This window comes from Pseudomonas sp. IzPS59, assembly GCF_014863505.1.
GTDB classification, from domain to species: Bacteria; Pseudomonadota; Gammaproteobacteria; order Pseudomonadales; family Pseudomonadaceae; genus Aquipseudomonas; species Aquipseudomonas kribbensis.
The window spans coordinates 3,494,991-3,515,883 of record NZ_CP062251.1; the positions used below are offsets into that span (position 1 = coordinate 3,494,991).

The 20,893-nt window shown below is 62.4% G+C and carries 19 protein-coding genes; 14 read left to right on the forward strand and 5 right to left on the reverse strand.

Annotated elements, in window-relative coordinates; genetic code table 11:
• Positions 1 to 26: 26 nt before the first annotated feature.
• The 4 genes from IF189_RS15590 to IF189_RS15605 all read left to right on the forward strand — a co-directional run bounded on the left by IF189_RS15590 (position 27) and on the right by IF189_RS15605 (position 5,175).
• Entirely contained in the window at positions 27 to 1,745 is a 1,719-nt protein-coding gene (locus IF189_RS15590; protein WP_192551842.1) for a hydrogenase maturation protein, read from the forward strand.
• Between the two features lie 238 nt (positions 1,746 to 1,983).
• Positions 1,984 to 2,847, forward strand: coding sequence for a LysR family transcriptional regulator (locus IF189_RS15595; RefSeq protein ID WP_192551843.1), 864 nt, complete (start codon positions 1,984 to 1,986; stop codon positions 2,845 to 2,847).
• Positions 2,848 to 2,956: 109 nt separating this feature from the next.
• Positions 2,957 to 4,102, forward strand: a complete 1,146-nt coding sequence (locus tag IF189_RS15600; protein WP_134826510.1) for a sterol desaturase/SRPBCC family protein — start codon at positions 2,957 to 2,959, stop codon at positions 4,100 to 4,102.
• Positions 4,103 to 4,158: 56 nt separating this feature from the next.
• Positions 4,159 to 5,175: an SMP-30/gluconolactonase/LRE family protein gene (locus IF189_RS15605; RefSeq protein WP_413038530.1), complete on the forward strand. Its 1,017-nt coding sequence runs from the start codon at positions 4,159 to 4,161 to the stop codon at positions 5,173 to 5,175.
• Positions 5,176 to 5,322: 147 nt separating this feature from the next.
• Here the strand turns inward: IF189_RS15605 and IF189_RS15610 are convergent, their stop codons facing one another.
• Complete coding sequence (locus IF189_RS15610; protein WP_167748747.1) at positions 5,323 to 5,493, reverse strand: hypothetical protein; 171 nt, start codon at positions 5,491 to 5,493, stop codon at positions 5,323 to 5,325.
• A 108-nt stretch (positions 5,494 to 5,601) separates the two neighbouring features.
• A complete protein-coding gene (locus tag IF189_RS15615) occupies positions 5,602 to 5,844 on the reverse strand; it encodes a YdcH family protein (protein ID WP_085710111.1) in 243 nt (80 codons plus the stop codon).
• A gap of 205 nt (positions 5,845 to 6,049) precedes the next feature.
• Between IF189_RS15615 and IF189_RS15620 the strand changes: the two genes are divergently transcribed.
• From IF189_RS15620 to IF189_RS15650, 7 genes are all read left to right on the forward strand, one after another.
• Positions 6,050 to 6,571: a DUF4142 domain-containing protein gene (locus tag IF189_RS15620; RefSeq protein WP_192551844.1), complete on the forward strand. Its 522-nt coding sequence runs from the start codon at positions 6,050 to 6,052 to the stop codon at positions 6,569 to 6,571.
• A gap of 239 nt (positions 6,572 to 6,810) precedes the next feature.
• Positions 6,811 to 7,662, forward strand: coding sequence for an STAS domain-containing protein (locus IF189_RS15625; RefSeq protein ID WP_134826508.1), 852 nt, complete (start codon positions 6,811 to 6,813; stop codon positions 7,660 to 7,662).
• A gap of 3 nt (positions 7,663 to 7,665) precedes the next feature.
• Positions 7,666 to 8,028 (forward strand): STAS domain-containing protein, encoded by a 363-nt coding sequence (locus tag IF189_RS15630; protein ID WP_007959463.1) that lies wholly within the window; start codon positions 7,666 to 7,668, stop codon positions 8,026 to 8,028.
• Entirely contained in the window at positions 8,025 to 8,429 is a 405-nt protein-coding gene (locus IF189_RS15635) for an anti-sigma regulatory factor (protein ID WP_085710114.1), read from the forward strand. Before IF189_RS15630 ends, IF189_RS15635 begins: the two co-directional genes overlap by 4 nt.
• Positions 8,426 to 9,436 (forward strand): ATP-binding protein, encoded by a 1,011-nt coding sequence (locus tag IF189_RS15640; RefSeq protein WP_134826545.1) that lies wholly within the window; start codon positions 8,426 to 8,428, stop codon positions 9,434 to 9,436. Before IF189_RS15635 ends, IF189_RS15640 begins: the two co-directional genes overlap by 4 nt.
• The gene (locus tag IF189_RS15645) at positions 9,429 to 10,304 is read left to right on the forward strand and encodes a sensor histidine kinase (protein ID WP_134826507.1); all 876 of its coding nucleotides are present in this window, start codon (positions 9,429 to 9,431) and stop codon (positions 10,302 to 10,304) included. Before IF189_RS15640 ends, IF189_RS15645 begins: the two co-directional genes overlap by 8 nt.
• Entirely contained in the window at positions 10,294 to 12,237 is a 1,944-nt protein-coding gene (locus IF189_RS15650) for a response regulator (RefSeq protein WP_192551845.1), read from the forward strand. Before IF189_RS15645 ends, IF189_RS15650 begins: the two co-directional genes overlap by 11 nt.
• A gap of 120 nt (positions 12,238 to 12,357) precedes the next feature.
• Here the strand turns inward: IF189_RS15650 and IF189_RS15655 are convergent, their stop codons facing one another.
• The 3 genes from IF189_RS15655 to IF189_RS15665 form a co-directional block, all read right to left on the reverse strand.
• Entirely contained in the window at positions 12,358 to 14,988 is a 2,631-nt protein-coding gene (locus IF189_RS15655) for an excinuclease ABC subunit UvrA (RefSeq protein ID WP_192551846.1), read from the reverse strand.
• Between the two features lie 29 nt (positions 14,989 to 15,017).
• Positions 15,018 to 17,129, reverse strand: coding sequence for a hybrid sensor histidine kinase/response regulator (locus tag IF189_RS15660; protein ID WP_134826504.1), 2,112 nt, complete (start codon positions 17,127 to 17,129; stop codon positions 15,018 to 15,020).
• Positions 17,130 to 17,261: 132 nt separating this feature from the next.
• Positions 17,262 to 17,951 carry a GntR family transcriptional regulator gene (locus IF189_RS15665; RefSeq protein WP_085710119.1) on the reverse strand — a complete coding sequence of 230 codons (690 nt, stop codon included), beginning with the start codon at positions 17,949 to 17,951 and terminating at the stop codon, positions 17,262 to 17,264.
• Between the two features lie 139 nt (positions 17,952 to 18,090).
• Here IF189_RS15665 and IF189_RS15670 point away from each other — a divergent pair, with 139 nt between their 5' ends.
• The 3 genes from IF189_RS15670 to IF189_RS15680 are packed head-to-tail and all read left to right on the forward strand — an operon-like array spanning position 18,091 to position 20,880.
• Positions 18,091 to 19,176, forward strand: coding sequence for an ABC transporter ATP-binding protein (locus IF189_RS15670; RefSeq protein ID WP_134826503.1), 1,086 nt, complete (start codon positions 18,091 to 18,093; stop codon positions 19,174 to 19,176).
• Position 19,177: 1 nt separating this feature from the next.
• Positions 19,178 to 20,095: an ABC transporter permease gene (locus IF189_RS15675; protein ID WP_085710121.1), complete on the forward strand. Its 918-nt coding sequence runs from the start codon at positions 19,178 to 19,180 to the stop codon at positions 20,093 to 20,095.
• Complete coding sequence (locus tag IF189_RS15680) at positions 20,092 to 20,880, forward strand: ABC transporter permease (RefSeq protein ID WP_085695903.1); 789 nt, start codon at positions 20,092 to 20,094, stop codon at positions 20,878 to 20,880. Before IF189_RS15675 ends, IF189_RS15680 begins: the two co-directional genes overlap by 4 nt.
• The last annotated feature ends 13 nt before the right edge of the window (positions 20,881 to 20,893 follow it).

Below are 20,893 nucleotides of genomic sequence, written 5' to 3' on the forward strand. Positions count from 1 at the left end.
GGCTGACCTTTCAAGGAAGAGCAATCATGCGATCACTCAACATCATTCTTCTGTCTTCGGCGTTCAACGGTCTGACCCAACGTGCCTGGCTGGACCTGCGTCAGGCGGGCCATTCGCCGAGCGTGGTGCTGTTCACCGATGAAGCCGCCGTGTGCGAGCAGATCGAAAACAGCGGCGCCGACCTGGTGATCTGTCCGTTCCTCAAGGACCGTGTGCCCCATGCGCTGTGGAGCAACCCGCAACGCCCGGTGGTGATCATTCACCCCGGCATCATCGGTGATCGCGGCGCCAGCGCGCTGGACTGGGCGATCATGCGCGAGCTGCCAACCTGGGGCGTGACCGCGCTGCAAGCGGTGGAAGAAATGGACGCCGGCCCGGTCTGGGCCACCTGCGAATTCAACCTGCCGGCAGGCTTGCGCAAATCCGAGTTGTACAACGGCCGGGTCAGTGACGCGGCGATCCGTTGCATCCGCGAAGTGGTGGAAAAATTCATCGACGGCTTCGTCCCGGTGCCCCTGGATTACACCGATCCCAAAGTTCGTGGCTGCCTGCAACCGAACATGAAACAGGACGACCGCACCTTCAGCTGGCACGACTGCTCGCGCTTCATCAAACGCTGCATCGACGCGGCGGACGGCCAGCCCGGCGTGCTCGCCAGCCTCGCGGGCGGCCAGTATTACGTGTATGACGCGCACCTCGATCAGCGCACCGGCATCCCCGGCGAGATCCTCGCGGTACACGACGACGCCGTGCTGGTGGCGACCGGTGATCACAGCCTGTGGATCGGCTCGCTGCGACGCAAACCGCAACCGGGCGAAGAAACTTTCAAGCGCCCGGCGCGGCATGTGCTGGCCGGGCAATTGGCGGATGTACCGGTGCTGGACTGGTCGATTGCCAACGCGCCATTCAGCGATGAGGCCTATCAGCCGATCCGCTATCGGGAGTCCGGACACGTCGGTGAGCTGACGCTGGAGTTCTACAACGGCGCCATGAGCACCGAGCAATGCCAACGCATGGTCGAGGCGCTGCGCTGGGCCAAGTCCCGCGACACGCAGGTGCTGCTGGTCAAGGGCGGGCGCGGCAGTTTTTCCAACGGTGTGCATTTGAATGTGATTCAGGCTGCCGAAGATCCGGGCGCTGAAGCGTGGGCCAATATCCAGGCCATCGATGATGTCTGCGCAGAATTGCTCAGCGCACGGCAACTGGTGGTCAGCGGGGTCACCGGCAATGCCGGCGCCGGTGGTGTGATGCTCGCTCTGGCGGCTGACATCGTGTTCGCCCGCGCCGACATCGTGCTCAACCCGCATTACAAGAGCATGGGCCTGTACGGCTCGGAATACTGGACCTACAGCCTGCCCCGCGCCGTCGGCCCGGCCATGGCCGAGCAATTGACCCAGGCCTGTCTGCCGGTCAGCGCTGCCCAGGCGTTGCAACTGGGGATGGTCCAGGAAATCGGCCCGCGCTGCCCGGACGAATTCGGTTTGTGGCTGCTGCAACGGGCCAACTCAGTACTGACCGATCCGGCGTATGCGGCGGTGCGTGAGCGCAAGCTGCGGGTCGATCATGAGTTGATCCGCCAATGCCGCGAAAGCGAGCTGCAAGAGATGCAGGAAGACATGCTGTACAACCGCAATCAGTTTGCCGAGAAGTGCCGGAATTTTGTCTACAAGCGCAAGACTTGCTGCACGCCGGCGCGGTTGGTGGAGGATTGGGCGCGAGTTCGGGAGGCTGAGCTGGCCGGTTGAGCGGCGGCGTCTGCTTTCCCCCTCACCCTAGCCCTCTCCCCCAGGAGAGGGAACTGACCGAGTTGTTTTGCGCTATACATCGACCTGAAAAATCGTGTCGATTATGGATTCAAAGCCGAACTTTCAGGTCGATGTATCTCGTCAATATTCCCGAATCGGTCCCCTCTCCCTCGGGGAGAGGGCTAGGGTGAGGGCGCTTTTGACTTACAATGCCGGCACCTCAGACACCGGCGCCCCCATGGACATCGACCTAGCCCGCACCTTCCTGGAAATCGTCCGCCACGGCAGCCTCGCTGCGGCGGCGGAGAGGCTGTTCGTCACGCAAACGGCAATCACCGCCCGCGTACAAAAACTCGAAAGCCAGTTGGGCAGCACGCTGTTTGTGCGCAACCGCGCCGGTGCGCGGCTGACTGCCAATGGCGAGGCGTTCGTGGTCTACGCCAATCAACTGGTGCAGACCTGGGAAGCCGCGCGCCGTGACCTGCCGCTGCCTGAAGGCTACGACAACGTGCTGCACATCGGTGGCGAGGTCAGCCTGTGCAACCCGTTGATGCTCAGCTGGGCCGCCGAACTGCGCGAGAAAATCCCCAGCCATGCCCTGCGCATGGACATCCGCGACGGCGAGAACCTGCTGCGTCAACTGGAACTCGGTGTGCTCGACGCCGCGCTGGTCTATCAGCCGGAATACTGGCCGGGCCTGCAGGTCGAGCAAGTACTGGAAGAGAAACTGATTCTGGTCCGGACACCCAACCGCCCCGCTCCCTACGTATACATCGACTGGGGCACCGACTTCCGCCGTCAGCACGATGCTGCACTGCCGGAGAAAGCCAAGGCAGCCCTGAGTTTCAACCTCGGCCCGCTGGCCCTGCAATACATTCTGGAGAACGGCGGCAGCGGCTACTTCCGTACCCGTGTCGTTCGCACCTACCTGGAAAGCGGCGCACTGGAAGTCGTGATCAAGGCTCCGGAATTCGGTTATCCAACCTACCTCGTCTATTCCCGCGACCGTGATTCGGCGACCCTGCAACAGGCGTTCGATCTGCTGCGCGAAGTGATCAAGGCCGATGACGACTGGTCGCAGCGCTGGAACCCGTTGAGCTGACGACCGCTATGCACCGGAGCATGGCAGTTGTGACCTCAAGGTAGACCCTGCACAAACGGCGGGATCGGCTAATCTGCCGGGATAACGACAATATCCGCAGGTGACCGCAGTGAGGCAGACCACCGAGGCATTTCGCAGCCGCTATCGCGCGGCGATTCATCCGCTGTACAACCCTTGGCTGCACGGTGCCTTTGTGCTGCTGTTCGGCGTGCTGGCCATCGGCGCCTTCTGGAGCAGCGTGCAGCAGGTGCGTCCGCTGGAATGGCTGGCGGTGCCGCTGACCTTGCTGTTCTTCAATTTCGGCGTGTACGTGGTGCACCGCCACCTCGGGCATCACAAAAAAGCCTTCGCCAAGATGTTCTACGCCCGCCATGCCGGCGACCATCACAGCTTCTTCACCCCCGGCCACATGACCTGGGACAGCGCCCGCGACTGGCGGGTGATCCTGTTTCCGGCGTGGCTGATTGTGGTGCACACGCTGGTGATTACCCTGCCCCTGTGGTGGCTGTTCGCAAAGGTCAACGCCAACGTCGCCGGGCTGTTCGGTGGCTGCATGGTGCTGGGCTACCTCACCTATGAAGTGTTTCACGCCTGCGAGCACTTGCCGGAAAAGCATCCGCTGAGTCGTCTGCCGTGGATTCGCCAGATGCGCCGTCTGCACGAATTGCATCACCGTCGTGAACGCATGCAGGAGCGCAATTTCAACATCGTCCTGCCGTTGATGGATTACCTGTTCGGCACCCTCTACTGGGAGCCGGAACCCGTCCCTCTGACCGATTCGAGAACCGCCATGACCCGCATGCAGCATCCGATCGACATCGCCGGCGAGCCGATTGCCGTACTCGCCTACGCCGCCACGGTCAGCCGCTGGCCGGAGTGGCACCCTTCCTCACTGAAAATCGACGGCCCTGCCGGCCCGTTGCATGCCGGCGCGCGTTTCGAGGAAGACATCCATGCCGGTGGCCGCGAGGGGCATTTGAGCTGGGAAGTCACCGAGTACCTGCCGGGGCGACGCTGGTGTGCCCGGGCCCAGGGCGATCACGGACTCTCCCTGCTGCTGACTTATGAGTGTTCGGCCCATAACGACGGGACTCGGTTCGTTCGCACCCTGGATTACCGGTTCGAGAGTCTGGGCATGCGCATCGCCAATCAGCTGTTGCTCAAACGTCGTATCGAACGTGAATCGGCCGCCTCGATGCTGGCCCTGCGCGACATGGCCACCCGTCATCTGGCACTCGCAGGAGCTCACGTGTGAAGCTGCGCCATCTGATCCTGCTGCTGGTGATTTTGATTCTGGCCTTCCTGTTGCTGATGCCGACCAAGGTCGAGCCCGTGGCGTGGAAGCCGCAAACAGCGCCGTCGCTGACCGAAGGGGTCTACGCGGACAATCAACGCCTCAAAAGCGCGAAGCAGGTCGGTCCGGGCGATATCGAAGGCCCTGAAGCGCTGCTGCTGGAAGAGGACTTTCTGATCACCGGCCTGCATGACGGGCGCCTGCTGCGGACCAGCCTCGACGGCCAGCAGCGCCAGGTACTTGCCGATACCGGCGGGCGGCCACTGGGCCTGGCGCGGCACCCGAACGGTTTGCTGGTGATTGCCGACGGAGTCAAGGGCTTGCTGTCCCTGGATGCTCAAGGGCGACTGACCGCGCTGACCACTGAAGCCAATGGCCTGAAGTTCGGTTTCACCGACGATGTGGCCATCGACAAGTCAGGGCATTACGCCTACTTCAGCGATGCCAGCAGTCGCTGGGGCTACGGCCATGACGGCGAGGCGATCATCGAGCACGGCGGTGACGGGCGTCTGCTGCGCTATGACTTCCAGACCGGCAAGACCAGCGTCCTGCTCGACAAGCTGGAGTTCGCCAACGGCGTCACCCTCGGCCCGGAAGACGCCTATGTGCTGGTCAACGAAACCGGCGCCTACCGCATCAGCCGCTACTGGCTGACCGGACCTAAGGCCGGCACCCACGACCTGTTCATCGACAACCTGCCGGGGCTGCCGGACAACCTCGCGTTCAATGGCCGGGACCGTTTCTGGGTGGCGCTGTACACGCCGCGTAATCCGCTGCTCGATGGCACCGCCGGACACCCGTTCGTGCGCAAGATGATCGTGCGGGCGATGACCGTCGTGCCCAAACCGGTGGAGAAACGAGGGTTTGTGCTGGGGCTGGATCTGGACGGCAAGGTGATCGCGAACTTGCAGGATGCGAGCGACGGCAATTACTCGCCGATCACCACAGCGCGCGAGTACGGCGACTGGTTGTATTTCGGCTCGCTGAAGGCGACGCATATGGCGCGGATGCCGCTGGATGCAGCCTTAAAATGAGGCTTTGGAATTCGTGCTGAATCGGCTGACGCCATCGCTGCGATGCGGCGGGCCGACAAGCCAGCTCCCACAATTACTGTGTTGGTCGCAGAGTCTGCAAACGACGACAAACCCTGTGGGAGCTGGCTTGCCAGCGATGGCAGTCGGTTAGTTGCTGGATCGATCAAATTTGTCCGGGTCTTCGTCTTCCGGCAATTCGTCTTCCGGCCTTTCAGCTTCAGGATTCGCGGTGGTATGCGCCGGACTGTTGGGCTCGGGATGGGTGGGAACCGGGTCGAATGCACCCTGCTCTTCACTGGGGAATTTGGGATCGCTCATAAGGCACCTCGCAAAGAGCCGCTGATTGAAGACTCTGTACATTCGAGGTGCCCGTCGTGGCTGTCGTTCCAGTCGTGCACCATCGAAGGTCGATGGCGCGACTGACGGTCAGGTTCGAGCCTGCAATTGCTCGACGATCTTGTCTTTGACCTGCAAGCGTTTCTCTTTGAGTTTCTTCAGTGCGTCATCACTGGGCGCGTCCGAAGCTGCCGTCTCGGCCTTGACGACCTCGGCGTCCGCCTGGGAATACTTGTTGATCAGTGCGTCCAGATGTGGATCCTCGGTGCGTCGTTGCTGGATCTCTTCCTTCGTAAGCTTCAAGTCCTGATACAGGTCATGGGTCACCGGCATGGAACACCTCCGTCAATTGATCGGCAGCCGACGCGACCGATTGCGTCAGCCATTACCAGAATGGCCTTGGTTGTACCCTTCTGTCGACCACCTGTCAGACCAGCGGTGGCCGTTCGTCGCCCTGAGGCAAATACGATAAAACCTTACGCCGCAGCCTTCCCTCCATTGAGTAACACCCCCAAAACATCTGCGTGGAGAAACACCAATGGACGGATTCAACCTGCGTCATCTCGCCCTGGCGATCGCCTTGAGTACCGGCATGGGCAGCGCCTTCGCCGCGACCTCCAACAGTTTTGTCGATAACGCGGCGGCCGGCGGCATCGCCGAAATCGAAACCAGCCGCCTCGCTTTGGAAAAGAGCCAGTCGGCGGACATCAAGGACTTCGCCAACATGATGATCACCGACCACGGCAAGGCCAACGATGAATTGGCGGCCATTGCCCAGGCCCACGACATCAAGGCTCCGGACTCCACCACTCTGGTGAAACAGGCCAAGGAGAAGATCCTCGACATGCGCGACGAGTCTTTCGACGCCGCCTACGCCAACAACCAGGTCAAGGCCCACGAAGAAGCCATCGAGCTGTTCAAGAAAGAAGCCAACACCGTGACCGACGACCAGGTCAAAGGCGCCACCGAACTCAAGGGCTTCGCCCAGAAAATGCTGCCCGGCCTGGAAAAGCACCTGGCAGCCGCCAAGGAGCTGCAGGCCAAACACCCCTCCAAATAACCGCAAGACAGGCAAAGAGGCCGCCTCCACTGGACGCGGCCTCTTTTTATTGGGCATTCAAAGGTGCGAAAGATCGGCGTCACCGGCCACGCCAACTAGAGTTAACGGGGCATTCCTTGCGCCGGATCAAAAATATCCTCACAGGAACGAACAACTATTTCGAACGGCCAGGGTCATTCACTTCGCGCCGGTCATTTTCCGAAGAACCGGCCCCCAATTCGCAATGGAGCACGACGCACATGGCAGCACTGCAGAACAGCACACTCGATGCGATCAAAAACAAACAGGCACAACTGCTGGGCGAATGGATCAACGGACTGCAGGCCAGCGGCGCCACCCGCAATCTCAAGGAACACGACATACAGCAGCAGACCAGCGAATTCTTGCAACTGGTGGTCACTGGCCTGGAAAACGACAACGGCACCAACATTGCCGCGCCGGGCTGGGAAAACACTCGCCAGTTCCTCGAAAAGCTCTCCCACAGCCGTGCCCTGCTCGGTCAGGACTCGCAACAGACCGCCAGCTTCATCTTCTCGCTCAAGGGCCCGTTGTTCGCCCTGCTGCAAAACCATTACCAGGATCAACCGGCCCTGCTCGCCGAACAGCTCTGGGAAATCTCCGAACTGCTCGACGCTTTCGGCCTGCACACCATCCGCACCTTCCAGAAATCCCGTGAAGCGGTGATCAAGCGTCAGCAGGAAGAGTTGCTGGAGCTGTCCACCCCGGTAGTCAAATTGTGGGACGGCGTACTGGCGCTGCCGATGATCGGCACCCTCGACTCGCAACGCACGCAGGTCGTGATGGAATCGCTGCTGCAACGCATCGTCGACACCGGTTCGGAAATCGCCATCATCGACATCACCGGCGTGCCGACCGTCGACACCCTCGTCGCCCAGCACCTGCTCAAGACCGTGACCGCAATCCGCCTGATGGGCGCTGACTGCATCATCAGCGGCGTGCGTCCGCAGATTGCCCAGACCATCGTGCACCTGGGCCTCGACCTGCAGGGCGTGGTGACCAAGGCCAACCTGGCCGACGCCTTGAAGCTGGCCCTGACCCGCCTGGGCATCACTCTCGCCAAGACGGTTTAAGCGATGGAACGTATCCCGATTCTCCAGATGGGCGACTTCCTGCTGGTGACCATTCAGGTCGACATGCATGACCAGCTCGCCCTCACCCTGCAGGACGATCTGTCCGAGCGCATCAGCAAGACCTCCGCCCGCGGGGTGTTGATCGACATTTCGGCGCTGGACATGGTCGATTCGTTCATCGGCCGGATGATCGGCACCATCTCCGGCCTGTCGAAAATCATGGATGCCGAAACCATGCTGGTGGGCATGCAACCGGCCGTGGCGATCACCCTGGTCGAACTTGGTCTCAACCTGCCCGGCGTCAGCACCGCGCTGAATGTCGAGCGCGGCATGAAACTGCTTCAGGAACGAGTACGCCAGCAATGACGGTGCGCAGCAGCGGTACGCAACCGATCAACATCGAGCAGGACGTCGTGCTCGCCCGGCAACTGGCGCGCAAACTGGCCACCGAGTGTGGCATGCGCCTGATCGACCTGACCAAACTGGTGACCGCCGTCAGCGAGCTGGCGCGCAACACCATGGTGTATGGCGGTGGCGGCGACATGGACTGGCAAATCCTCGACGACAACCACAAGGTCGGCCTGCGCCTGACCTTCCGCGATGAAGGCCCGGGCATTCCCGACATCAAACTCGCGATGACCGATGGCTGGACTTCCGGCAGCGGTCTGGGCCTGGGCCTGACCGGCGCCAAACGGCTGGTGGACGAGTTCGAACTGGACACCGCACCCGGCAAAGGCACTCGTATAACGATCACCCGATGGACATGAACATCAGCGGGTCGTTGACCCAGGTCTTGCTGATCGAAGACAGCAGTCAGATCGGCCATGCACGGCGCACCGCCCAGCAGCTCGCCGAATCTCACGGCTTCGATGAACGTGATGCCGGGCGGGTGGCGCTGGTGGCCACGGAACTGGCGAGCAACGTGCTCAAGCATGCCGGTGTCGGCGAATTGCACCTGCGCGCCCTGCCCCGCGCCAACGGTTTCGGCATCGAGATGCTGGCGGTGGACCGGGCCAAGGGCTTCGATCTGGAAGCCTGCATGATGGACGGCTTTTCCACCGGCGGCACCCAGGGCATCGGACTGGGCGCGGTGGCGCGGCAGACCGAGGTCTTCGACGTGCATGCCGATGCCCGTGGCGCGGTGCTGCTCGCGCGCCTTTATCCACGCAATGACCAGACGCCGGACCTGCGCTACGGCGTCAGCCAGCACTCATTGCACAACGACCCGGCGTGCGGTGATGTCTGGCATCTGGCGGTGGATCGCAACAGTATCAGCGCGCTGATCGTCGACGGTCTGGGCCACGGCGAGGACGCCGAACGCGCGGCCCGTGCCGGGGAGAAAGCCTTCGCCCTGGATCCCTTCGCCGCCCCGGCGATGCTGATGGAAGACCTGCACCGGGAAATGATCGGCACTCGCGGCGGTGCCGTGGCGTTTGCGCAGTTCCATGCCGAGCGCGACAGCCTGAGCTTCGCCGGTATCGGCAACATCGGCGCCAGCCTCGTCAGCGCCGACAAATCCCGTGGACTGGCCTCGCACCCGGGGATCGTCGGCGGCCAATACCGGAAAGCCCGGCCCTTTGACTATGCTCACGTGAATGGACATCTATTGATCATGTACAGCGACGGCTTGCAGTCCCGTTGGAACCTTCAAGACTACCCCGGCCTGGTGCATCGCCATCCCGCCGTGATAGCCACCGTCCTGCACCGCGATTTCTGTCGCGGTCGCGACGATGTAACGGTGCTGGTCGTTGCCCTGGAGGCCGCCCATGGCTGAGTCCCCGACTTTGAGCAGCGCAGAACAGACCGCGCTGATCGCCCAGTTGCAGAGCGAAACCGCCGCGCTGCGCGAAGAACTCGACGAGACCAATCAGGGCGTGCTGGCCCTGTATGCCGAGCTCGACACCCAGGCCGAACAACTGCGCCAGGCCTCGGACCTGAAAAGCCGCTTCCTGTCGTACATGAGCCACGAATTCCGCACCCCGCTGGGTTCGATCCTGAGCATCAACAGCCTGCTGGCCGACGAACTCGACGGCCCGCTCAGCCCGGAGCAACACAAGCAGGTAGCGTTTGTCAGCAGCGCCGCCCGTGAACTCAGCGATATGGTCGACGACCTGCTCGATCTGGCGAAGATCGAGGCCGGGCGCATCACCATTTCCCCGGCGTGGTTCGACATGTTCGACCTGTTCGCGGCGTTGCGCGGGATGTTCCGGCCGATTGTCGACGCCACGGCGGTGGACCTGATCTTCGAAGAACCGGTCGGCCTGCCGCGCCTGTACACCGACGACAAGAAGCTCGCGCAGATCCTGCGCAATTTCATTTCCAACTCGCTGAAGTTCACCACTCGCGGCGAAGTCCGGGTCTCGGCACGGCTTGAAGGCCAGGACAAGGTGCGTTTCGCCGTCAGCGACACCGGCATCGGCATCGCCGCCGAGTTGCACGGCACCCTGTTCGAAGACTTCTCCCAGGTCGATTCGCCGCTGCAAAAACGCCTGCGCGGCACCGGGCTCGGATTATCCCTGTGCAAGCGTTTTGCGGAGCTGCTGGGCGGCGAAGTCGGCGTGGAAAGCGCACCGGGAGTCGGCTCGACCTTTTTTGTGATCATCCCGTTGGCGATCGCTCTGGAGAACGTCGATGAAACATGACATCCGCCTGTTGATCGTCGACGACAACGTCGCCACCCGCTACGCCCTGCGCCGACGCCTGGAGCGCCACGGCTACGAAGTGCTGGAGGCCGGCACCGGCGGCGAAGGCCTGGCGCTGATCGCCAGCGAAGCACTGGATGCGCTGATTCTCGACGTCAACCTGCCGGACATGAGCGGCTTCGATATTGTCCGTGAACTGCGCGCCGACCCCGGCACCGCCCTGCTCCCGGTGATCCATGTGTCGGCGGCGTCGATCCAGACCGGCGACATCATCACCGGCCTCGACGCCGGGGCCGACGCCTATCTGATTCACCCGGTGGACCCGGACGTGCTGCTGGCAACCCTGCGCACCCTGCTGCGGGTGCGCGACACGGAAAATGCCCTGCGCGAAAGCGAGGCGCGCTTCCGGGAAATCTTCGTCAATGTCTCGGCGCCGATTGCGGTCATCGACGCAACCCTGAAAGTCCACGAGTGTAACCACGCCTTTGCCCAACTGATCCAGGACAACCGCGACGCGCAGATCCTCGACGAGTGCTTTGCCGAAGATCAGGGCGCAATCCTCAAGGAATTGCGTCTGCGACTGGTGGATGGCGAGCGCTGGAAAGGCACGCTGAACATGCGCGTGCAGGGTGAAATCCGCGAAACCCAGTGGCAGATTTCCCCGTACCGCACACCGGAACTGAGCCTGGTGTTCGTCGAAGACGTCACCGAACACCGTCACCGCGAGCGCTCGCACCTGGCGCGGCTGGACGACACCACCACGCAACTGGCCAAGGAAGTCGCCGACCGGGTACGCGCCGAAGCACAACTGCTGCAAGTGCAGAAAATGGACGCGCTGGGCAAGCTCACCGGCGGCATCGCCCATGACTTCAACAACCTGCTGACCGGGATCATCACCAGCCTGGAACTGATCCAGAAACGTGTCGCCGATGCCCGTCTCGACAAAGTCCAGTTCTACGCCGATGCCGCACTGAATTCGGCGATGAGCGCCGCGTCACTCACCCACCGCCTGTTGGCCTTCGCCCGGCAACAACCGCTGGACACCCGGCCGGTGGACATCAACGATCACGTGCGTTCGCTCGAAGAATTGCTGGTGCGCACCATTGGCGAACGCATCGCCCTCAAGCTTGAGCTGACCACCAAACCGGCCATTGCCCTGGTCGATCCGATTCAACTGGAAAGCGCCGTGCTCAACCTCGTCATCAATGCCCGGGATGCCTTGCCGCAGGGCGGCAATATCTGGGTCAGCACCTATGCGGCGTACTCCCACGGCGACCCGAACCTGACCGATGGCTCTTACGTAGCGCTGTCGGTACGCGACGACGGCACCGGCATCGAGCACAGCCTGATCGACAAGGTGTTCGACCCGTTTTTCACCACCAAGCCCCTTGGCCAAGGCACCGGTCTGGGGTTGTCGACGATTTACGGTTTCGCCCGTCAGTCCGGCGGCGATGCACACATCCGCAGCGTGGCCCGGCGCGGCACCGAAGTGACCATCATGCTACCGGCCACCAGCGACCCGACCGCCGCCGATCTGGTGCCACCAGCGGTGGATCCGCAAGGTTCCGGCGAGCATGTGCTGATCGTCGAGGACATGCCGTCGGTGCGGCTGTTCGTCACCGAAGTGCTGGAGGATGCCGGTTACCGCTGCACCCAGGCCGGCGATATTGAAACCGCCCTGGAGCGCCTGCAGAACGATCCGTCGATCAACCTGCTGCTGACCGACGTCGGCCTGCCGCGCATGAGCGGTCGCGAACTGGCGGACGTCGCCCGGGGCTGGCGCAACGGGTTACCGATCCTGTTCATGACCGGCTACGCGGAAACCGCGATCAACCGTCAGGTGTTTCTCGGCGCCGGCATGGAGATGCTGGTCAAACCGTTCCAGATCAGCGAACTGCTGGACAAGGTGCGCCGCACGCTCGACGGCGCCTGATACACCGCCATCGCGGGCAAGCCCGCTCCCACAGAGTCTGATGTGTTCACGAATTTGTGTACGGCACAAAAACCTGTGGGAGCGGGCTTGCCCGCGATGAGGCCGGCCCTGACGACGCAGTTAGCGGCTCAAGGCCCGGGCAAGAAACGGTGCAGTCCGGCTTTTCTTGCTCGCCGCCACTTTCTGCGGTGTACCGGCCACAACAATCCTGCCGCCCTGATCTCCAGCGCCCGGACCAATGTCGATCACCCAGTCGCTCTGCGCCACCACGCGCATTTCGTGCTCGACCACAATCACCGTGTGCCCTGCGCTCACCAGATTGTCCAGTTGCTCCAGCAAGCGGTCGACGTCTCGCGGGTGCAACCCGGTCGTGGGCTCGTCCAGCACATACAACGTCGCACCCCGGGCATTGCGTTGCAGTTCGGTGGCCAGTTTGATCCGCTGCGCTTCGCCTCCGGACAGCTCGGTCGCCGGTTGTCCGAGGCGCAGGTAACCGAGGCCGATATCGCGCAGCACTTCCAGTGAGCGGCGGATCGCCGGTTGTTCGGCAAACACTGTCACCGCCTCGTCCACGGTCAATTGCAGCACCTGAGCAATGCTCAACCCCTGCCACTGAATCGCAAGCGTCTCGGGGTTGTAACGTGCGCCATGGCAGGTCGGGCACGGCGCATACACGCTGGGCATAAACAGCAATTCGACACTGACAAAGCCCTCACCCTCGCAAGTCGGGCAACGGCCCTTGGCGACGTTGAAGGAAAACTGCCCGGCGTCGTAGCCCGCCTCTTGCGCCTGAGGGGTGGCGGCGAACAGCTTGCGCACGTTGTCGAACAGCCCGGTGTAGGTTGCCAGATTGGAACGCGGCGTGCGGCCGATGGGTTTCTGATCGACCTGCACCAGTCGCTTGATCGACTCCAGCCCGGCGCTGATCTGGCCGCTACTGGCTTGCGGCGTGTCATCTTCCAGATTGATTTCTTCCGGCTCGGCGTCGCTGCTGCGACCGAGCTGCGCCCCGACCAGCTCCAGCAGCGCCTGACTGACCAGGCTCGACTTGCCCGAACCCGAGACCCCGGTCACCGAGGTAAAGCAGCCCAGCGGAAACTCGACGCTGAGGTTGTTCAGGTTGTTGCGGGTGACACCGTCCAGCCTCAACCAGCCCGAAGGTTTGCGCGCAGTTCGCGCTGACCGCTGTTGCTCGGCGAACAGGTAGGCGCGGGTCTGGGATTGCTCGATGGCTGAAAGCCCGGCAGGCGGGCCGCTATAGAGAATCTGCCCGCCCTTTTCACCCGCCGCCGGGCCGACATCGATCAGCCAGTCGGCGCGGCGCATGGTTTCCAGATCGTGCTCGACCACAAATACACTGTTGCCGTCGGCCTTGAGCCGCTGCAAGGCTTCGAACAACGCCTCGCCGTCAGCCGGGTGCAAACCGGCGGAGGGTTCATCAAGCACGTAAATCACACCAAACAGTTGCGAGCCCAGTTGCGTGGCCAGGCGCAGACGCTGCAACTCCCCGGACGAGAGAGTCGGTGTACTACGTTCCAGCGACAGGTAACCGAGGCCGAGATCGGTCAGGGTTCTGACCCGCTCCAGCAAGTCCTCGGCAATGCGCTGCGCCGCCAGGCGTTTTTCCAGCGACAGGTTGGGCGTGTGGCGCACGTCCGGTGCCTTGGCGTGGCCACTGGCGCCATGGGCCACGCGCTGCTGTCGGGCTTCACGGGTCTGGTTGTGGGTCAGGGTTTCGCCGGTTTCATCGGCGTGTTCCAGCCAGCTCGCGTCAGCTACCGGTTTCAAGACTTCGGCGACTTGCAGCAGCGGCATCCGGGACAACTCGCCGATGTCATGCCCGGCAAACGTCACCGACAGCGCCTCGCGCTTGAGTCGCTTGCCATCGCACAACGGGCACAGGCTGCCGAGCATGAATTGCGATACGCGCTTCTTCATCAGCGCACTTTGCGAATGGGTGAAGGTGTGCAGGATGTAGCGCCGGGCGCCGGTGAAGGTGCCCTGATAGCTCGGCTCCATCTTGCGTTCGAGGGCGACGCGGGTTTCCTCCGGCGTCAGCCCGGCGTACACCGGCACCGTCGGCGTTTCCTCGGTGAAGAGGATCCAGTCGCGCTGCTTTTTCGGCAGCTTGCGCCAGGGTATGTCGACATCGATACCCATGGTGACCAGGATGTCGCGCAGGTTCTGTCCCTGCCAGGCCAGCGGCCAGGACGCCACGGCGCGCTGGCGGATGGTCAGCTCCGGATCGGGCACCATCAGGGCTTCGGTCACTTCATAGACCCGGCCGAGCCCGTGACAATCGGGGCAGGCACCTTGTGGCGTATTCGGCGAAAAGTCCTCGGCGTACAGCATCGGCTGGCCGGGCGGATAACTACCGGCACGGGAATAGAGCATGCGGATCAGGCTCGACAGCGTGGTCACGCTGCCCACCGACGAACGTGTACTGGGCGTGCCGCGTTGCTGTTGCAGCGCCACTGCCGGTGGCAGACCGTCGATGGCGTCGACGTCGGGCACGCCGACTTGATCGATCAGCCGTCGCGCGTAAGGCGCTACCGATTCGAAGTAGCGCCGCTGTGCTTCGGCATACAAGGTCGAAAACGCCAGTGATGACTTGCCCGAGCCGGACACGCCGGTAAACACCACCAGCGCATCCCGGGGGATGTCGACATCAACGTTCTTCAGGTTGTGTTCACGGGCGCCGCGCACGCGAACCATGCCGACGGCGGAATTTGAGCTGCGCTTGGAAGTCATTGGCCAGCCTTGGTCAGGGGATTCAAAGCTCAGGCACTGAGCACTGAACGGATCATCTGCAACAACGCCTCGGGCCCGTAAGGCTTGCCGAGCAAATGGGTGTCGGGGCTGAGCTGATGATTGCGCGAGATGATGTCGCGGGTGTGGCCGGAGGTAAACAGCACCGCCACCGGCGGCATTTGCACCTTGGCCCAGGCAGCGAGATCGGAGCTTTTGATCAGCCCGGGCATGACCACGTCGGTGAAGATCAGGTCGACCCGGGCGCCCTCCAGCAGCATCTGCATGGCCGCGTCGCCATTCCCGGCGATCAATACCCGATAGCCTTCTTCGCGCAACAGCTCCACCGCCGAAGTGCGCACGGCTTCGTTGTCCTCGACCACCAGAATGGTTTCGTTGCCACCGGCCTGCTGACGGCGCACGCCAGGGGTCTCATTGATCAGCGGCCGCAAACTGCGCGGGAAATACAACCGCACCCGCGTGCCCTCACCGATCTGGCTGTCGATCTCGACATGCCCGCCGCTCTGTTTGACGAAGCCGAACACCATGCTCAAGCCCAGCCCCGTGCCCTGGCCATCGGCCTTGGTGGTGAAGAACGGTTCGAAGACCTGCTCCAGCATGTGCGGCGCAATACCGACACCGCTGTCACTGACCGAGACCCGCACGAAATCCCCCGGCACGATGCCCTTGCCGGCACAAAACGCCCGGTCCAGCGACATGTTGGCGGCGCCGAGGACGATGGTGCCCTCGCCTTTCATGGCATCCCGGGCGTTGATCGCCAGATTGAGAATGGCGTTTTCCAGTTGATTGCGATCGACGTTGATGTGCCAAGGCTCTTCCGGCAACTGCACATCGATCTGAATGGTTTCCCCCAGTGCCCGTTGCAGCAATTCGCCGACGCCTTCGAAGATCTGCCGTGGATCGCACACCGCCGGCGACAGCGGCTGGCGCCGGGCAAACGCCAGCAGTTGCGAAGACAGCTTGGCACCGCGCTCCACCGCCGCCAGCGAGGCGCTGACCCGGCGTTGCACGTTGGCATTGTTCGGTTCGTGCCGCGCCAGCAAGTGCAGGTTGCCGGCGATCACTTGCAGCAGATTGTTGAAGTCGTGAGCCACGCCGCCGGTGAGACCGCCGATGGCTTCGAGTTTCTGCGACTGACGCAGTTGCTCTTCGGCGTTAAGGCGTGCTTCCACTTCATCAGCCACGCGCTGCTCAAGGTTGCGGGTGAATTTGAGCAAGGATTCTTCAGCGGTCTTGCGTTCATGGATGTCGATCAGTACCCCGGGGAAACGGTACGGCTGGCCTCGTTCATCGAACTCGCAACAGCCGCTGGCCAGCACCCACAGATGGCTGCCGTCAGCGCGGATCACCCGGTACTCGGCGTTGTAGGGCTCGCCGGTGCGCACCGAATTTTCGACGCACTCCTGCACCCAGGGACGGTCATCGGGATGAATGTGCGCTTCGGCAATGTGCTGCGGCAGGTTGGTCAGGTCCTGATCCGGCGGAAAGGAGAACGTGCGGGCGAATCGCTCGTCCGCCGACAGCACGTTGTTTCTCACGTCCCAGACAAACGAACCGAGCAATGCCCCGGCATTCAGCGCCAGACGCACTCGCTCGTTGTCGGCGCGATAGGCATCTTCGGCAGCCTGGCGCAGGCGTTCGGACAGCACCAGTTCGGTGGTTTCCACCACCATCGCCATCACGCCTGCCGGAACTCCGGCGTCGTTGGCCACCGGACTGTAATAAAGATCGAGCCACACGTCCTCGGGCACGCCGTCGCGCAGCAGTACCAGATCCTTGTTGCGATATTCCAGGGTGCCGCCCGCCAGGCAAGTGTCGACCACATGTCGATTGAAATCGGCGACTTCCGGCCAGCCCAGTTCCACCGGTACACCGAGCAGGTACGGGTGACGCCCGCCGGCAAACCGCGAATAGGCATCGTTGTAGATCATGTAACCGGCGTAGCCCCAAAGCATCACCATCGGCAACGGCGAGGCGAGCATCAGTTGTACCGTGTTGCACAGGCTGGCCGGCCAGGTTTCGAGGGGGCCCAGATCCGTGCCGCTCCAGTCGAACGCACGGATTCGCCCGGCCATCTCGCCTTGCCAGCCGTCACACCCATGGCTATCGGATAAAAACTGCATTGGCTGCTTCAACGCCTTGTGGTTGATCCGGTTCAATCGCTGCGCGGTCAAGCGTCGCGCCCGTCTGTTTCGAGCGCACCGGGCAACGATGGTTTCATTAGAGGTATAGCCGATTTCACCCTTACCCGACGCTCAGACTTCGATCAGGTGTTTGAGCGGGTGGTAGCCGGTCTTGAGCTTCGCAGCCACGTCGAGAATCGCCTTCTGAATGCCGTCCAGATGCATGCAAGTCAGTTCGATGGCGGCGCTCTGGTTACCGGCCTCGATGTACTCGATCAGCCGCAGGTGTTCGTCGTCGCGACAGGCTTCGTGGCTATCGTCATCCAGTGCGGCAGCATACAGCGAAGCGCGGGAAATCAGCTTCTGGAACCAGTCGAGCAGCACCGGGTTGTTCAGGCTGCGGGCCAGTTTGAGGTGGAACTCGCCGAGCAGGTGAATCAGCCGCTCGTGGTCACCGGCCGCATGGGCTTCATCTTCCAGCAGCAAATGCTCGCGCAGGTCCTGCATCGCGGCGGAGTCCTTGCGCCGGCACAGCTCGGTGACGATGCCGATCTCGATCAGACGCCGGGTTTCGAACAGCGAACGGATTTCTTCATCGCTGGGCAGCGACACCGACGCACCTTTATTGGGCTCGGTGGTGACCAGTCCGTCGGCCTCCAGTTGCTTGAGCGCGGCGCGAACCGACGTGCGGCTGACATTGAACAATTCCGCCAGCGACGCCTCGCCCAGTTTCATTCCCGGGCGCAGCGAACGCTTGCTGATCGCCTCGTAAACCCCTTGGTAGACGCGGTCGACCGTGGTTTCCGTTTTCTTTTCGGTCATTTGAAAGCTCCTTCGATGCTGGCAACGCGACCCGGCGAAAGACTCAGCCAGGGAAATGGGGGTTGCACAAGCAGATTAATCCGGGTATTTCTAAATTGCATTCAGATATTGCATACAATAATTAGAGGATTGCACCATTATGGGTCAACCAATAGCAATTGAAGTGCGTAATGTCTCCAAACGGTACTCCGACGATCCCGGCCTCGCACCAGCCCTCGACAATGTCTCGGTGAACATCGCCGACAATGAGTTTTTCACCCTGCTCGGCCCCTCGGGCTGCGGCAAAACCACCTTGCTGCGCACCATCGCCGGATTCGAACACGTCAGCGACGGCGAGATCCGTCTGGCGGGCGAAACCGTGAATCACCTGCCGCCGTTCAAGCGTCGGGTCAACACGGTATTCCAGAGTTACGCGCTGTTTCCGCACATGAGTGTCGCGCAGAATATCGCCTTCGGCCTCGAGATGCAGGGTCTTGATCGCAAGACGATCCCCGGACGGGTCGACGAGATGCTCGCGCTGGTGCAAATGGAGCACCTGGCCGGACGCAAACCGGCGGAATTGTCCGGCGGCCAGCAGCAGCGCGTGGCTCTGGCCCGGGCCTTGGCGCCAAAGCCGAAAGTGTTGTTGCTGGATGAGCCGCTGTCGGCGCTGGATCTGAAGCTGCGCAAGGAAATGCAGGTCGAACTCAAGCGCGTGCAGCAGGAAGCCGGGATCACCTTCATTTTCGTCACCCACGATCAGGAAGAAGCCCTGACCCTGTCCGACCGGATTGCGGTGATGTCCGCCGGCAAGATCCTGCAGATCGGCACCCCGACCGACATCTATGAACGCCCGCAGCACCGTTTCGTCGCCCAGTTCATCGGCGATATCAACTTCCTCCCCGGCCAGCTCAAGCGTGGCGACCACAACCAGAACCTCTTCGTGCCCAACGGCATGCCGGTGGAAATCCCCTGCCCGCCACAAGGCGTCAATGGCAGCAGCGTGCAACTGGCGTTCCGGCCCGAGCGTTCGCAACTGGTCACGGCGGATCAGCCCCATCATTTGCGCGGTGTGATCGAGGCCGTGCTGTATGTCGGCACCGCGACGCTGTACCAGTGCCGCTTGAACAACGACATCAAAGTCATGCTGCGGGAAAACAACGAAGGCCTGAACCGTGGTCGTGCGGTCGGCGAGCCCGTGGCGGTGCACCTGCCGCCCCAGGCCTGCCTGTTGATGGAGGCCTGAGATGAGCGTCAGTAGCACTTCCCCCTCCCTCAACCGTGCGCTGTTGCTCAGCCCGGTGGTGTTGACCCTGCTCGCCCTGATCGCCATTCCGCTGGGGATCATGGGTTACATCAGCCTGCTGCCGCGCAACACCTACGGCGGCGTCGACTGGCAGGCCCAATGGCAACTGCAGAGCTACGTGCAACTGTTTTTTCAGGAAGGTTTCGACGGTGAACTGGAACTGAACTGGGTCTACGCCCAGGCGTTGTTGCGCTCGGTGTTCCAGGCCGGTGGCACCACGCTGTTGTGTTTTCTGTTCGGCTTTCCGGTGGCATTGTGGATGTCGAGCCTGACTCCGCGCCGGCGCAACCTGATGGTGTTGCTCATCACCATTCCGTTCTGGACCAACCTGCTGATCCGCAACTACGCGTGGCTGATCATCCTGCGCGAACAGGGCTGGGTCGCCCAGAGCCTCAACGCGCTGTTCCCGAGCGCCGGCGGCATCACCCTGCTCTACAACGACTTTGCCGTCAGCGTGGGTCTGGTCTACAGCTTCCTGCCGTTCATGATCCTGCCGATCTACTCGACCCTGGAAAAACTCGACTGGCGTCTGGTGGAGGCCGCCTATGACCTGGGCGCCAACCGCTGGCACGCGCTGCGCCGGATCATCCTGCCGCTGTCGATGCCCGGGGTGATTGCCGGTGCGTTGCTGGTATTCGTGCCGAGCCTCGGCGCCTTCATCACCCCGGCGATTCTCGGTGGCGGCAAAACCCTGATGATCGGCAACCTGATCCAGCAGCAATTCGGCACCGCACGCAACTGGCCGCTGGGCAGTTCGCTGTCGTTCCTGCTGCTGGGGATTCTGCTGTTGTCGCTGGTGCTCTACGCCCTCTACAGCCGCAGCGCGGCGAAAACCCTGAACCGGGGAGCGAAAGCATGATCTCTCTGCACCTGAAAAAACTCCCGGCGACCCGGGAAATCAGCCTGCTGATCCTCGCCTACCTGTACGTGCCGATCCTGGTGCTGATCGTCTACAGCTTCAACGCCAACCGCTCGGCGACGGTGTGGACCGAGTTCTCGTTCGCCTGGTACGGGCGGATCCTGGCCAACCCGTCGATCCAGACGGCGGCGCTGAATTCGATCATCGTCGCGACCATCGCCACCGTGTGCGCCACGGCGATTGCGCTGCTGGCGGCGCTGGCGACTTACCGGCCGTTCTACGGGCAGAAAATGGTCGAGGGCGGGATCAACCTGCCGCTGATCCTGCCGGAGATCGTCACCGCCGTGGCCACCCTGCTGCTGTTCATGGCGCTGGGGATCAAGCTCGGCCTGATGACGGTGATCGTCGCGCACATCGGCTTCTGCATTCCGTTCGCCTACCTGCCGATCCGCGCACGGCTCAATGATCTGGACAAGAGCCTGCTGGAGGCCGCCAACGATCTGTACGCCAACCCGTGGCAAGTGTTCCGTCGCGTGACCTTGCCGCTGTTGTGGCCGGCGGTGTTGTCCGGTTCGGTGCTGGCGTTCGTGGTCAGCCTCGACGATTTCATCATGACCTTCTTCGTCGCCGGCCCCGGCTCGACCACGTTGCCGGTGTACATCTTCTCGGCAATCAAGGCCGGCGTAACGCCTGAGATCAACGCGATTTCGACCCTGATGCTGGTGATTTCCATCGTGCTGGTGGTGCTGGCCTTCTGGCTCGGCCAACGCGGCAAACAACAATAAACCTGGAGCGCTC

Bases quoted from the DNA above. Each gene is read 5' to 3' on its own strand.
- IF189_RS15615 (WP_085710111.1), bottom strand. From the start codon at position 5,844: ATGCCGGTGACCCATGACCTGTATCAGGACTTGAAGCTTACGAAGGAA.
- IF189_RS15635 (WP_085710114.1), top strand. From the start codon at position 8,025: ATGACGGTGCGCAGCAGCGGTACGCAACCGATCAACATCGAGCAGGAC.
- IF189_RS15670 (WP_134826503.1), top strand. From the start codon at position 18,091: ATGGGTCAACCAATAGCAATTGAAGTGCGTAATGTCTCCAAACGGTAC.
- IF189_RS15625 (WP_134826508.1), top strand. From the start codon at position 6,811: ATGGCAGCACTGCAGAACAGCACACTCGATGCGATCAAAAACAAACAG.
- IF189_RS15650 (WP_192551845.1), top strand. From the start codon at position 10,294: ATGAAACATGACATCCGCCTGTTGATCGTCGACGACAACGTCGCCACC.
- IF189_RS15610 (WP_167748747.1), bottom strand. From the start codon at position 5,493: ATGAGCGATCCCAAATTCCCCAGTGAAGAGCAGGGTGCATTCGACCCG.
- IF189_RS15620 (WP_192551844.1), top strand. From the start codon at position 6,050: ATGGACGGATTCAACCTGCGTCATCTCGCCCTGGCGATCGCCTTGAGT.
- IF189_RS15655 (WP_192551846.1), bottom strand. From the start codon at position 14,988: ATGACTTCCAAGCGCAGCTCAAATTCCGCCGTCGGCATGGTTCGCGTG.
- IF189_RS15675 (WP_085710121.1), top strand. From the start codon at position 19,178: ATGAGCGTCAGTAGCACTTCCCCCTCCCTCAACCGTGCGCTGTTGCTC.
- IF189_RS15660 (WP_134826504.1), bottom strand. From the start codon at position 17,129: ATGCAGTTTTTATCCGATAGCCATGGGTGTGACGGCTGGCAAGGCGAG.
- IF189_RS15680 (WP_085695903.1), top strand. From the start codon at position 20,092: ATGATCTCTCTGCACCTGAAAAAACTCCCGGCGACCCGGGAAATCAGC.
- IF189_RS15590 (WP_192551842.1), top strand. From the start codon at position 27: ATGCGATCACTCAACATCATTCTTCTGTCTTCGGCGTTCAACGGTCTG.
- IF189_RS15645 (WP_134826507.1), top strand. From the start codon at position 9,429: ATGGCTGAGTCCCCGACTTTGAGCAGCGCAGAACAGACCGCGCTGATC.
- IF189_RS15605 (WP_413038530.1), top strand. From the start codon at position 4,159: ATGCCGACCAAGGTCGAGCCCGTGGCGTGGAAGCCGCAAACAGCGCCG.
- IF189_RS15640 (WP_134826545.1), top strand. From the start codon at position 8,426: ATGAACATCAGCGGGTCGTTGACCCAGGTCTTGCTGATCGAAGACAGC.
- IF189_RS15630 (WP_007959463.1), top strand. From the start codon at position 7,666: ATGGAACGTATCCCGATTCTCCAGATGGGCGACTTCCTGCTGGTGACC.
- IF189_RS15595 (WP_192551843.1), top strand. From the start codon at position 1,984: ATGGACATCGACCTAGCCCGCACCTTCCTGGAAATCGTCCGCCACGGC.
- IF189_RS15665 (WP_085710119.1), bottom strand. From the start codon at position 17,951: ATGACCGAAAAGAAAACGGAAACCACGGTCGACCGCGTCTACCAAGGG.